At 59.7% G+C, this 11,197-nt stretch carries 11 protein-coding genes, 1 tRNA gene and 1 pseudogene; 9 read left to right on the top strand and 4 right to left on the bottom strand.

The window, feature by feature from the left end; genetic code table 11:
* From Q0341_RS08030 to Q0341_RS08020, 3 genes and pseudogenes are all read left to right on the top strand, one after another.
* Positions 1-242 (top strand): annotated as a pseudogene (locus tag Q0341_RS08030) (ABC transporter ATP-binding protein); the annotation flags it as partial.
* On the top strand, positions 239-1,039 hold the full coding sequence (locus Q0341_RS08025) for an ABC transporter ATP-binding protein (RefSeq protein ID WP_299511900.1): 801 nt from the start codon (positions 239-241) through the stop codon (positions 1,037-1,039). The pseudogene Q0341_RS08030 and the gene Q0341_RS08025, both read left to right, overlap by 4 nt.
* Position 1,040: 1 nt before the next feature.
* Complete coding sequence (locus Q0341_RS08020) at positions 1,041-1,757, top strand: ABC transporter ATP-binding protein (RefSeq protein WP_299511896.1); 717 nt, start codon at positions 1,041-1,043, stop codon at positions 1,755-1,757.
* A gap of 290 nt (positions 1,758-2,047) precedes the next feature.
* Here the strand turns inward: Q0341_RS08020 and Q0341_RS08015 are convergent, their stop codons facing one another.
* Positions 2,048-3,088, bottom strand: coding sequence for a CDP-6-deoxy-delta-3,4-glucoseen reductase (locus Q0341_RS08015; RefSeq protein WP_299511894.1), 1,041 nt, complete (start codon positions 3,086-3,088; stop codon positions 2,048-2,050).
* Between the two features lie 47 nt (positions 3,089-3,135).
* On the opposite strand from Q0341_RS08015, the gene Q0341_RS08010 reads away from it, so the two are divergent.
* Positions 3,136-4,098 carry an SDR family oxidoreductase gene (locus Q0341_RS08010; RefSeq protein ID WP_299511892.1) on the top strand — a complete coding sequence of 321 codons (963 nt, stop codon included), beginning with the start codon at positions 3,136-3,138 and terminating at the stop codon, positions 4,096-4,098.
* Positions 4,095-4,496, top strand: coding sequence for an RNA-binding S4 domain-containing protein (locus Q0341_RS08005; protein ID WP_299511890.1), 402 nt, complete (start codon positions 4,095-4,097; stop codon positions 4,494-4,496). The genes Q0341_RS08010 and Q0341_RS08005 overlap by 4 nt, the downstream gene beginning before the upstream one ends.
* A 66-nt stretch (positions 4,497-4,562) precedes the next feature.
* Here the strand turns inward: Q0341_RS08005 and Q0341_RS08000 are convergent.
* Positions 4,563-4,647: transfer RNA gene (locus Q0341_RS08000), tRNA-Leu, on the bottom strand.
* Between the two features lie 241 nt (positions 4,648-4,888).
* Here Q0341_RS08000 and cysM point away from each other — a divergent pair.
* Genes cysM through Q0341_RS07985 form a run of 3 tightly spaced genes read left to right on the top strand, consistent with a single transcriptional unit; the run spans position 4,889 to position 6,590 of the window.
* Positions 4,889-5,791 carry a cysteine synthase CysM gene (cysM, locus tag Q0341_RS07995; protein WP_299511888.1) on the top strand — a complete coding sequence of 301 codons (903 nt, stop codon included), beginning with the start codon at positions 4,889-4,891 and terminating at the stop codon, positions 5,789-5,791.
* 14 nt (positions 5,792-5,805) lie between these two features.
* On the top strand, positions 5,806-6,363 hold the full coding sequence (locus Q0341_RS07990) for an NUDIX domain-containing protein (RefSeq protein ID WP_299511886.1): 558 nt from the start codon (positions 5,806-5,808) through the stop codon (positions 6,361-6,363).
* On the top strand, positions 6,363-6,590 hold the full coding sequence (locus Q0341_RS07985; protein WP_194943213.1) for a sulfurtransferase TusA family protein: 228 nt from the start codon (positions 6,363-6,365) through the stop codon (positions 6,588-6,590). The genes Q0341_RS07990 and Q0341_RS07985 overlap by 1 nt, the downstream gene beginning before the upstream one ends.
* Before the next feature lie 17 nt (positions 6,591-6,607).
* Here the strand turns inward: Q0341_RS07985 and galU are convergent, their stop codons facing one another.
* Both galU and Q0341_RS07975 read right to left on the bottom strand, forming a co-directional pair.
* A complete protein-coding gene (gene galU, locus Q0341_RS07980) occupies positions 6,608-7,486 on the bottom strand; it encodes a UTP--glucose-1-phosphate uridylyltransferase GalU (protein ID WP_299511883.1) in 879 nt (292 codons plus the stop codon).
* A gap of 26 nt (positions 7,487-7,512) precedes the next feature.
* The gene (locus Q0341_RS07975) at positions 7,513-10,557 is read right to left on the bottom strand and encodes a valine--tRNA ligase (RefSeq protein ID WP_299511881.1); all 3,045 of its coding nucleotides are present in this window, start codon (positions 10,555-10,557) and stop codon (positions 7,513-7,515) included.
* 337 nt (positions 10,558-10,894) lie between these two features.
* Between Q0341_RS07975 and Q0341_RS07970 the strand changes: the two genes are divergently transcribed.
* Positions 10,895-11,197, top strand: a 303-nt coding sequence (locus tag Q0341_RS07970) for a rubrerythrin family protein (RefSeq protein ID WP_299511879.1), incomplete at its 3' end; no start/stop codon positions are given.

Raw genomic sequence — 11,197 nt, 5'->3', positions numbered from 1 at the left:
TGGTGGTGCTCGGTGGCTTGGGCTATTTGCACGGGGTGATTTTGGGGGCCATTTTGTTATCGGCCTTACCTGAAGTGCTGCGCTTCGTGGCGGGCCCATTGCAGGAAATGACAGGAGGTCGCCTGGATGCGGCCATCTTGCGCCAATTGCTGGTGGCGCTGGCCATGATCGTGATCATGTTGATGCGTCCGCGCGGGCTGTGGCCTTCGCCTGAACATGGCAAATCGCTCGTGACCAAATGAAGGAGCACACCATGAACCCAACAGCCAACAAAGACACCGTGCTCAACGTCTCGGGCATTTCCAAGCGCTTCGGTGGCTTGCAAGCCCTCTCCGATGTCGGCATCACCATCCAGCGCGGTCAGGTCTATGGCTTGATCGGCCCCAATGGCGCGGGCAAGACCACGTTTTTCAACGTGATTACCGGCCTCTACACACCTGACAGCGGCACTTTTGAGCTGGCCGGCAAGCCCTACCAGCCCACGGCCGTTCATGAGGTGGCCAAGGCCGGCATTGCCCGGACTTTTCAGAACATTCGTCTGTTCGCCGAAATGACGGCTTTGGAAAACGTGATGGTGGGACGCCATGTGCGCACCCATTCGGGCTTGCTGGGGGCGATCTTCCGCACTCCGGGCTTCAAGGCCGAAGAAGCGGCCATTGCCCAGCGTGCGCAAGAGTTGCTCGACTATGTGGGCATTGGCAAATATGCCGACTACAAGGCCCGCACTTTGTCTTATGGCGACCAGCGCCGCCTGGAGATCGCCCGCGCTTTGGCGACCGACCCGCAATTGATTGCATTGGACGAGCCCGCTGCCGGCATGAACGCCACCGAAAAGGTGCAGCTGCGCGAGTTGATCGACCAGATCCGCAAAGACAACCGCACCATCTTGCTGATCGAGCACGATGTGAAGCTGGTGATGGGCCTGTGTGATCGCGTCACCGTGCTCGACTACGGCAAGCAAATTGCCGAAGGCACGCCAGCCGATGTGCAGAAGAACGAAAAAGTGATTGAAGCCTATCTGGGCACGGGAGGGCACTGAGATGACCGATATTTTTTTGAAAGTCACAGACCTCCAAGTCGGCTACGGCGGCATACAGGCGGTCAAGGGCGTGAGCCTAGAGGTGCGCGAAGGCGAGCTCGTCTCGCTGATCGGCTCCAACGGCGCAGGCAAAACCACCACCATGAAAGCCATCACGGGTTCCTTGCCTTTGCAAGCCGGTGACATCGAGTATTTGGGCAAAAGCATCAAAGGCCAAGGCCCTTGGGATTTGGTCAAGCAAGGCCTGGCCATGGTGCCGGAAGGCCGTGGCGTGTTCACCCGCATGTCCATCACAGAAAACCTGCAGATGGGCGCTTACATCCGCTCTGACAAGGCGGGTATTGCCGACGACATCGAGAAAATGTTCACCATCTTTCCGCGTCTGCGCGAACGCAAAGACCAACTGGCGGGCACCATGTCGGGCGGCGAGCAACAGATGTTGGCCATGGGCCGCGCCCTCATGAGCCGACCCAAAGTTTTGTTGCTCGATGAGCCGTCCATGGGTTTGTCGCCCATCATGGTGGACAAAATTTTTGAAGTCGTTCGCGACGTTTACGCCCAAGGCGTTACGGTGTTGCTGGTGGAACAAAACGCCAGCCGCGCTTTGGCCATTGCCGACCGAGGCTATGTGATGGACTCCGGCCTCATCACCATGACCGGTGTGGGCAAAGACATGCTCGAAGACCCCAAGGTGCGCGCAGCCTATTTGGGTGAGTGATTTTCCACGCGCCGCGTTTGCAGCGCCATCAAAAGAGCCCGGCATGCCGGGCTCTTTTGTCAACGTGTGCAATGCATTCCCTTGGGTCAGACCTTTAGGTGCACAGCGTCGGACCTGAAGGCACCGACCTACAAATACCGATGCATTCCCTAGATCGGGCCTTTAGGGTTCGACATGCCGTTTGTTTGCGCCGCGACATTTTAAAGTTCGGTGTTGCCAAACGTCGGACCTGAATGCGCCGACCTACAAAGATCAGCGTGGACGCTTTCAGGTCCACACTGAGCGCAACATCAAGCTTGGGCTTTGTCGGCCTCGGAGGTGAACGAATCGGCGTAAAACTCTTCTTCAGGCAAACCGCCTTGCGCCATGTAGTCGCGCTTGGCCGAGTCCACCACGATGGGTGCGCCGCAGGCATAGACCTGGTAGACCGATAAATCGGGAAAGTCTTGCAAAACCGCCTGGTGCACAAAGCCTGTCCGACCGGACCACTGGTCTTCGGCTTCGGCGTTGGAGATCACAGGCACATAGCGCAGGTTGGGCATCTCGGCCAAACGGGCCTCTACCCAATCGGCCATGTACAGGTCGGTCGGACGACGGCCACCCCAGTAAAGCGTGGCCGGGCGATTGATGCCGCGGTGCTGCATGTGTTCGATCAGCGCCTTGATGGGCGCAAAGCCCGTGCCCGAGGCCAGCAGCACGATGGGTTTGTCGCTGTCTTCGCGCAGGTAAAAACTGCCATAAGGGCCTTCAGCCCGCAGGATGTCTTTTTCTTTCATGGTGGTGAACACCGGGTCGGTGAATTTGCCGCCGGGCATGTGGCGGATGTGCAGCTCGACTGTGGGCGGTGACAACTCCAAGGTGTGTGGTGCGTTGGCCATGCTGTAACTGCGGCGCGAGCCATCGCGCAGCAAAAACTCGATGTACTGGCCAGCGTGGAACTTCATCACGTCGTTGGCGGGCAGTTGCAGTTTTAGCGCGATCACGTCGTGGGATTTCTTTTCCAGGCTGACCACGCGCACCGGCATCTTCTTCACGGGCAAGCCGCCTTCGGCGGTGACTTGTTTCGATTCAAGCACCACATCGCTTTGCGCTGTGGCGCAGCAAGTCAGCACCAGACCTTGGGCTTCTTCCTCGTCGCTCAGGGCTTTGGACTGGTGCGGACCATGCACCACAGTGCCCGAAACTTTTTTGCATTTGCACGAACCGCAAGCGCCGTCCTTGCAGCCATAAGGCAAGCCGATGCCTTGGCGGATGCCAGCGGCCAGCAAGGTTTCGTGGTCATCGGCGGTGAAACTGCGGCCACTGGGCTGCACAGAAATTTGAAAGCTCATCTTTTCGGTATCCTTGAGGGTGTGAATTTGACCCGGAACCCCTGATTTTGCCTTCAAATCAAACCCCTTTGGGCGCACTGCCTGCCCGTTTTCGCCGCCAGCGTATTTTGATCGTGGGCTGTGGCGATGTGGGCTTGCGCACCGCTGGCCAGCTGGGTGCGCCTCAAAGCCAGCGTGTGCGTTTGATGGCTTTGACCTCATCGCCCGAGCGCGTGCGCCTGCTGCGGGCTTGCGGCATCACCCCTTTGCAGGGCAACCTGGACGATGCGGCCAGTTTGAAGCGTTTGGCGGGCATTGCGCACCGGGTGATTCACCTGGCCCCACCGCCCACCGACCGTGCAGGCGCGTTCGAGCGTGATCCGCGCAGCTTGGTGCTGGTGCGCGCTTTGCGTTTGCGCACGCCACCGCTGGCGCTGGTGTACGGCTCAACCACGGGTGTGTATGGTGACTGCGGCGGGCAGCGGGTGGATGAAACCCGAACCGTGAATCCGCACACACCCCGCGCCCAGCGACGTGTGGATGCGGAAAACCTGATGCGGTTTTTGGGGCGCAGTGGCGTGCGGGTGAGCGTGTTGCGCATTCCCGGCATTTACGCCCCCGACCGCGAAGGCGGCACGCCCCGCGAACGCTTGCTCAAAGGCACGCCAGTGCTGGCGGCCAAAGACGATGTGTACACCAACCACATCCACGCCAACGACCTGGCGCGCGCTTGTGCGGCAGCGCTGTGGCGCGGGAAACCCCAGCGTGTGGTCAACGTCACCGACGACACCGATCTGAAAATGGGCGACTACTTTGACTTGGCTGCCAGCCTGTTTGGCCTGCCCAAACCGCCCCGCCTGCCGCGTGACCAAGCCAGCTCAGCCTTGCCCTTGATGCTGCTGAGCTTCATGAGAGAGTCCCGACGATTGGACAACACACGCATGAAGCAGGAACTGCGGCTCAAGCTGCGTTATCCTCATGTGCGCGACGGCTTGAGCCCGCAAGGCGCTTTGTTTTCGGGCGCGCGATGACTTCCTTGCGCATCGACAAATGGCTGTGGGCGGCACGTTTTTACAAAACCCGCAGCCTAGCCAGCGACGAGATAGGCAAGAGTCGTGTGCAGGTCAATGGCCAAGACGCCAAGCCGTCCAAAGAAATCAAACCCGGCGACACCGTGCGTCTGCGCCAAGGCGCTGTGGAGCGCACGGTCGTGGTGCAGGGGCTGAGCGGTGTTCGCGGCCCGGCACCAGTGGCGCAGTTGCTGTATTTGGAAACGCCAGAAAGCATCGAGGCCCGCCAAAAAGCCGCCGAGCAACACCGCCTGGCCCGCGAGCCAGCGCTCAGCATCGAGCAAGGCCGTCCCACCAAGCGCGACCGCCGGCAGATTGAGCGCAACTGGAATGACCGCTGGAGTGCGGGGATCGATTAATGCTGCAATGAATGCGTGAACAGCCAAGAAAAAAGCCGCAAGTTCGTTGAACTTGCGGCTTTTGTCTGGTGCCCGGGGCCGGACTCGAACCGGCACGCCTTGCGGCGGGGGATTTTGAGTCCCCTGAGTCTACCAATTTCACCACCCGGGCGGTATTCGTGAAGACGCAAATTATGGCATATTTTTGACGCCATTTTGGGATTTCTTGGGGCGGGTGGTTAAAAGATCTCCTTGTGCGCAGGGGCAGTGCAGTTGGCGCCCATGCCTGTACGCACCGAAACGGAGCAGGGCCCCATGGCAGCCAAGCTCAGCAGCTGGCAGGCGGGTTTATACCGTGGTTTGAGCCAAGCTCACTGCCATCAGGGGCGTTCAAGTTATGGCAAAGTACATCTATGATTTATCCAACCATCGAAGACGCGATCGGCAAAACACCTGTGGTGGCTTTGCAGCGCTTGGGGGCAGCGGACTGCGCTGCGCGTGGCAATGTGATTTTGGGCAAGCTCGAGGGCAACAACCCGGCGGGCTCCGTGAAGGATCGCCCCGCTTTGTCGATGATCCGCCGGGCCGAAGAGCGCGGCGAGATCAAGCCGGGCGACACCTTGATCGAGGCCACATCGGGCAACACCGGCATTGCGCTGGCCATGGCTGCGGCCATTAAGGGTTACCGCATGATTTTGATCATGCCCGAGGACCTGTCGATTGAGCGAGCCCAGACCATGAAGGCGTTTGGGGCCGAGTTGATCCTCACGCCCAAGAGCGGCGGCATGGAGTACGCCCGTGACTTGGCCGACAACATGGCAGCGCAGGCCAAGGGACGCATCCTGGATCAGTTTGCCAACGCCGACAACCCGCGCATCCATTACGAAACCACCGGCCCGGAGATCTGGGAGCAGACCGGCGGCAAGGTCACCCACTTTGTCAGCGCCATGGGCACCACGGGCACCATCACGGGCGTCTCGCGCTACCTGAAAGAAAAGAACCCGGCCATCCGCATCATTGGCGCACAGCCGAGCGAAGGCTCGCGCATTCCCGGCATCCGCAAATGGCCGCAAGAATACCTGCCCAAAATTTACGATCCCAGCCATGTGGACGAGCTGATTTACGTGAGCCAAAACGATGCCGAAGAGACCTGCCGCCAGATGGCTCGCAGCGAAGGCATTTTTGCGGGCATCTCTGCAGCAGGTGCTTGCTGGGTGGCCCAGCAGGTGGCCAAGACGGCGCAAAACGCCACCATCGTCTTCATCGTCTGCGATCGCGGTGACCGTTATTTGTCTACGGGCGTTTTCCCCGCCTAATCGGAGTTGTTTAAATGGCTGAATACCGTTTTTGCCCTCAATGTGCCGCGCCTTTGGCTTGGCTCTCGCAAATGGAAGACAGTGGCGAAACCATGCGCCTGCGTTGCACCGCTTGTGACTTCACCCACTGGAACAACCCGACGCCGGTGCTGGGGGGCATTGTGCAAGTGGGCGATCAGATTCTGCTGGCCCGCAATGCCGCCTGGCCTGGGCGGCGTTTTGCGCTGATCACCGGCTTCATGGAGGCGGGCGAAACGCCCGAAGAAGGCATCACGCGTGAGATTGCCGAAGAAACCAACCTGAAGGTGTCAGCCCTCAAGTTGATCGGTGTGTACGACTTCCAGCGCATGAACCAGGTGATCATTGCCTACCATGCGGTGGCCGAAGGCGAGGTGCGTTTGTCGCCCGAGCTGGCCGAGTACAAGATGTTCGACTTCAAGGATTTGATTTGCTGGCCTGCGGGAACAGGTTACGCCTTGGGCGACTGGCTGCGGACCATCGGCATTGAGCCGAAATTCATGACCTGGGAAGAGCGTGCCGCGCAGAGCCAGGAAGCGAATCAGGACACATGATGCACATCGACAAAGAAATAGACACCAGCGGCCTGAATTGCCCTTTGCCCATTTTGAAGGCCAAGAAGGCCCTGAACGAGATGAGCAGCGGTCAGGTGCTCAAAGTGACGGCGACTGACCCGGGCGCTTGGCGTGACTTTGAGGCCTTTGCCCGGCAGACCGGCAACGACTTGTTGATGCAGGAAAAAACGGAAACGGCGTTTGTGTTTGCACTTAAACGCCGCTGAGAAGAGTCCGTTGAGCCTTAAAGGTTCAAGCCCTTGAGGTACTCGTGAAACGATGCACCCACCTGCGGGTGCTGCAAAGCCAGCTCCACCGTGGCTTCCAGAAAGCCTTCCTTGCTGCCGCAGTCGTAGCGCTTGCCCTGGTATTGAAAGGCGTAAACGGCTTCGCGCTGCATCAGGCGGGCGATGGCATCGGTGAGCTGGATCTCGCCGCCCACGCCTGTGGGCTGGTTGCGGATCTCGTCAAAAATGCCCGGCGTCAAAATGTAGCGACCTGCCACGCCCATGCGCGAAGGCGCTTTGTCCGGGCTGGGTTTTTCCACAATTTGCTCGACACGAATGAGCTGCCGACCCGCTGGTTCTCCGGCCACGATGCCGTAGCGTTTGACTTGGTCGAGCGGCACCTCTTGCACCGCCAGCACCGAGCGGCCTTGCTTGGTGTAAGCGTCAACCATTTGGGACAAGATGGACGGCCCCTGGTTGACCATCAAATCGTCGGCCAGCAGCACGGCAAAAGGCTCATTGCCGACCAGGGGTTCGGCGCACAGCACGGCGTGGCCCAGACCCAGCATGCGTTTTTGGCGCACGTAGGCGCAGACCATGTCGTCGGGTTGCACCGAGCGCACCAAGGCCAGCAATTCGTCCTTGTGCGCGGCTTCGAGTTCGCTCTCGAGCTCGTAAGCGGTGTCGAAATGGTCTTCGATGGCCCGCTTGCTGCGACCCGTGACAAAAATCATATGCCGCACACCTGCCGCATACGCCTCTTCCACCGCGTACTGGATCAGTGGCTTGTCCACCACCGGCAGCATCTCTTTGGGGGCAGCTTTGGTGGCCGGCAAAAAACGGGTGCCAAGGCCCGCGACGGGGAACACGGCTTTGCGGATGACGTTGTGGCTCATGGTCGATTCCTTGTCTACGCAGTGTTTTAGCCTAGGCGTTGCAGTTGCTGGCGGATTTTATCCAACGTGTCACTGAAATCGGCAACGCGTTTCTTGGTTTCGTCGAGCACCGCTTGCGGCGCTTTGGACACAAAGGCCTCGTTGCTGAGCTTGGCGTTGGCCTTGGTGATTTCGCCTTCCAGGCGAGCGGCTTCCTTGGCCAGGCGAATTTTTTCTGCCGCCGCATCGACTTCGATGAACAGGCACAGGCGCGCTTCGCCCACCACCGCCACGGGCGCGGCTTGTGCGGCAGCGATCCATTCGGCTTCGGTCTCAAAAACCTTGACTTCGCTCAGTTTGGCCAGTGACTGCAACACGGGCGCCACGCTTTGCATGAAGGCGGTGTCGCCCAGCACGTACATGGGCATGCGGGTGGCGGGCGAGACGTTCATCTCACCGCGCAAGTTGCGGCAGGCGTTCACCAGGGTTTTGAGCTTGGTCACATGGGCTTCGGCCACTGTGTCGATGCGATCGGGTTGGCTCACGGGGTAGGCGGCGATGCTGACCGATTCACCCGGAAGACCCGCGACCACCGACACTTTTTGCCAAAGTTCTTCGGTGATAAAAGGAATGATGGGGTGCGCCAAACGCATGATGGTCTCGAGGGTGCGTATCAGGGTGCGACGGGTGGCGCGTTGCTGCGCCTCGTTGCCGGTGTTGATTTGCACCTTGGCGATTTCGAGGTACCAGTCGCAAAACTCGTTCCACACAAAGTCATAGATCGTGTTGGCCACGTTGTCCAGGCGGTACTCGGCAAAGCCTTTGGCCACGTCGGCTTCGACGCGTTGCAGCTGAGAGTTGATCCAGCGGTCGGCTTGGCTGAAGTTCATGTAGCCGTGCGCCGGGCCACCGGGTTGGCATTCGGCTTTGGTGTGCTTTTTCAAGCCGCAGTCTTGGGCCTCGCAGTTCATCAGCACAAAGCGGGTGGCGTTCCACAGCTTGTTGCAAAAGTTGCGGTAGCCCTCGCAGCGCTTGGAGTCGAAGTTGATGCTGCGGCCCAAAGACGCGAGCGCGGCGAAGGTGAAACGCAGCGCGTCGGCACCGTAGGCCGGAATGCCTTCGGGGAATTCTTTTTCGGTTTGCTTGCGCACCTTGGGAGCGGTCTCGGGCTTGCGCAGGCCTTGGGTGCGTTTGTCGAGCAAAGGCTCCAGGGTGATGCCGTCAATCAGGTCGACCGGGTCGAGCACGTTGCCTTCGGACTTGCTCATCTTCTTGCCTTGGGCGTCGAGCACCAGGCCGTGGATGTAGACGTGTTTGAAAGGCACTTTGCCGGTGAAGTGCGTGGTCATCATGATCATCCGGGCGACCCAGAAGAAGATGATGTCGTAGCCGGTCACCAGCACGCTGCTGGGGAGGTAGAGGTCGTAGTCGCTTTGGCTGTTGTTGTTGGTGGTTCCGCTGGCGGCAGTGGCACCGCCGGTCGTGCTCATACTCGCTTCGCTCACCAAATCGCCCGATCCGGCGGCACCACTGCCGCCAGCTGCGTTACCACTGCCGCCAGCTGCGTTACCAGTGTGGTTTGTGTCGTTGCCCCAGCCCATGGTGCTGAAAGGCACCAGTGCCGATGAGTACCAGGTGTCCAGCACGTCTTCGTCGCGCTTGAGGTTTTTGCCTGGGGCTTGTGCTTGCGCCTCGGCCTCATTGCGGGCCACGTAGACCTTACCGTCTTCGTCGTACCAAGCGGGAATCTGATGGCCCCACCACAGCTGGCGGGAGATGCACCAGTCCTGGATGTTGTTCATCCACTGGTTGTAGGTGTTGACCCAGTTCTCGGGCACAAAGCTCACTTCGCCGGACTGCACCGCGTCGATGGCTTTTTGCGCAATGCTTTTGCCGGTGGCGTCTCCTTGGCCGACTTGGTTCATCGCCACGAACCACTGGTCGGTCAGCATGGGTTCGATCACCTGGCCGGTGCGGGCGCAGCGGGGCACCATGAGTTTGTGTTTCTTCACCTCGACCAAAGCGCCTGCGGCTTCGAGGTCGGCCACCACGGCTTTGCGGGCCACGAAGCGGTCCAGGCCTCGGTACTTTTCTGGCGCATTGTTGTTGATCGTGGCGTCCAGATTCAGCACGCAAATCATCTCCAGCTTGTGGCGCTGGCCGACTTGGTAGTCGTTGGTGTCGTGTGCGGGGGTGACCTTGACCACGCCCGTGCCAAAGGCTTTGTCCACGTAATCGTCTGCGATCACGGGGATGGTGCGGCCGCACAGAGGCAGGTTGACCTGTTTGCCGATCAGGGCGCTGTAGCGCTCGTCTTCGGGGTGCACCATCACGGCCACGTCGCCCAGCAGGGTTTCGGGGCGGGTGGTGGCCACGGTCAGGCTGCCAGAACCATCGGCCAAGTCATAACGGATGTGCCACATCGAGCCGTCTTCTTCGGCGCTTTCCACTTCCAGGTCAGACACCGCGCTTTGCAGCACCGGGTCCCAGTTCACAAGACGTTTGCCGCGGTAAATCAGGCCTTGCTCATACAACTGCACAAAGGTGTCGGTCACGGTCTTGGACAGCTCGGGGTCCATCGTGAAGTATTCGCGGCTCCAGTCCACGCTGTCGCCCATGCGGCGCATTTGGCTGGTGATGGTGCTGCCGGACTCTTCTTTCCACTCCCAGACCTTGCTCACAAAGTTCTTGCGTGCTTCGGCAGGTGTGGGTCCCATGTCGTGGCGGCTGATGCCTTTGGCCTGCAGCTGGCGCTCCACCACGATCTGCGTAGCAATCCCCGCGTGGTCGGTGCCCGGAATCCAGGCGGTGTTGAAGCCTGACATGCGGTGGTAGCGGGTCAACGAGTCCATGATGGTCTGGTTGAACGCGTGGCCCATGTGCAGGGTGCCCGTGACGTTGGGCGGGGGCAGCTGAATGGCGAAGGCGGGTGCGTCCGCCGCTGGTACACCCGTACCCCGGAAACCGGCCACGCCGTAACCGCGGTTTTCCCACTCGGGTCCCCAGTGTGCTTCCAGCGCGGCGGGCTCAAATGATTTGGACAGGCTTTCAAGGCCGGGCTGATGGGCCGCTGTGGCGGGGGCGTTGCTCATGGTGGGGGTATTCCAAAAGAAACGGCAGCGCATCCGATGCCGTGCGGGAAGTGTGCATCCCAAAATGTTTATTTTAACGAGGCCTATCCAAGCCCTTGCGCTCCAAGACAGCCGTTGGGGCTACCTTGTTTTATCATTTTGTTCAGTGAGCGAACACCTTGGGGTGCCCATGCCTTGGTCTAAGCGTGATTTTTATCAAATTTCAAAGGCAATAGGCAATTTAAATTTGAGCCATTGGATCAATCAATTGGGATACTGATCGGTTTGGGCTTAACCTGATGTCTCTCTGGCGATCCTGCCAGGGCAACCTCACGTTAAAACCCACAAGGAGATATCCATGGCAGCACTCAAAGGCTCGCGCACGGAACAATGCCTGAAGGACGCCTTCGCTGGCGAATCCCAGGCCAACCGTCGCTATTTGTACTTCGCGAACAAAGCGGACGTTGAAGGTCAGAACGACGTGGCAGCCCTGTTCCGTTCCACCGCTGAAGGTGAAACAGGTCACGCCCACGGTCACCTGGAATTCCTGGAGCAATCCGGCGACCCAGCCACCGGCATGCCGATTGGCTCGACACGCGACAACCTGGCTTCGGCTGTGGCTGGCGAAACCCATGAGTACACCGATATGTACCCTGGCATG

This window comes from uncultured Limnohabitans sp. (assembly GCF_937889215.1).
GTDB lineage: Bacteria > Pseudomonadota > Gammaproteobacteria > Burkholderiales > Burkholderiaceae_C > Limnohabitans_A.
The sequence above is the reverse complement of the archived record's forward strand: the minus strand, read 5'-3'. Positions and strand labels throughout refer to the sequence as shown.

Bases quoted from the DNA above. Each gene is read 5' to 3' on its own strand.
- cysM (WP_299511888.1), top strand. From the start codon at position 4,889: ATGATTTATCCAACCATCGAAGACGCGATCGGCAAAACACCTGTGGTG.
- Q0341_RS07985 (WP_194943213.1), top strand. From the start codon at position 6,363: ATGCACATCGACAAAGAAATAGACACCAGCGGCCTGAATTGCCCTTTG.
- Q0341_RS08005 (WP_299511890.1), top strand. From the start codon at position 4,095: ATGACTTCCTTGCGCATCGACAAATGGCTGTGGGCGGCACGTTTTTAC.
- Q0341_RS08015 (WP_299511894.1), bottom strand. From the start codon at position 3,088: ATGAGCTTTCAAATTTCTGTGCAGCCCAGTGGCCGCAGTTTCACCGCC.
- Q0341_RS07990 (WP_299511886.1), top strand. From the start codon at position 5,806: ATGGCTGAATACCGTTTTTGCCCTCAATGTGCCGCGCCTTTGGCTTGG.
- galU (WP_299511883.1), bottom strand. From the start codon at position 7,486: ATGAGCCACAACGTCATCCGCAAAGCCGTGTTCCCCGTCGCGGGCCTT.
- Q0341_RS07975 (WP_299511881.1), bottom strand. From the start codon at position 10,557: ATGAGCAACGCCCCCGCCACAGCGGCCCATCAGCCCGGCCTTGAAAGC.
- Q0341_RS08025 (WP_299511900.1), top strand. From the start codon at position 239: ATGAAGGAGCACACCATGAACCCAACAGCCAACAAAGACACCGTGCTC.
- Q0341_RS08020 (WP_299511896.1), top strand. From the start codon at position 1,041: ATGACCGATATTTTTTTGAAAGTCACAGACCTCCAAGTCGGCTACGGC.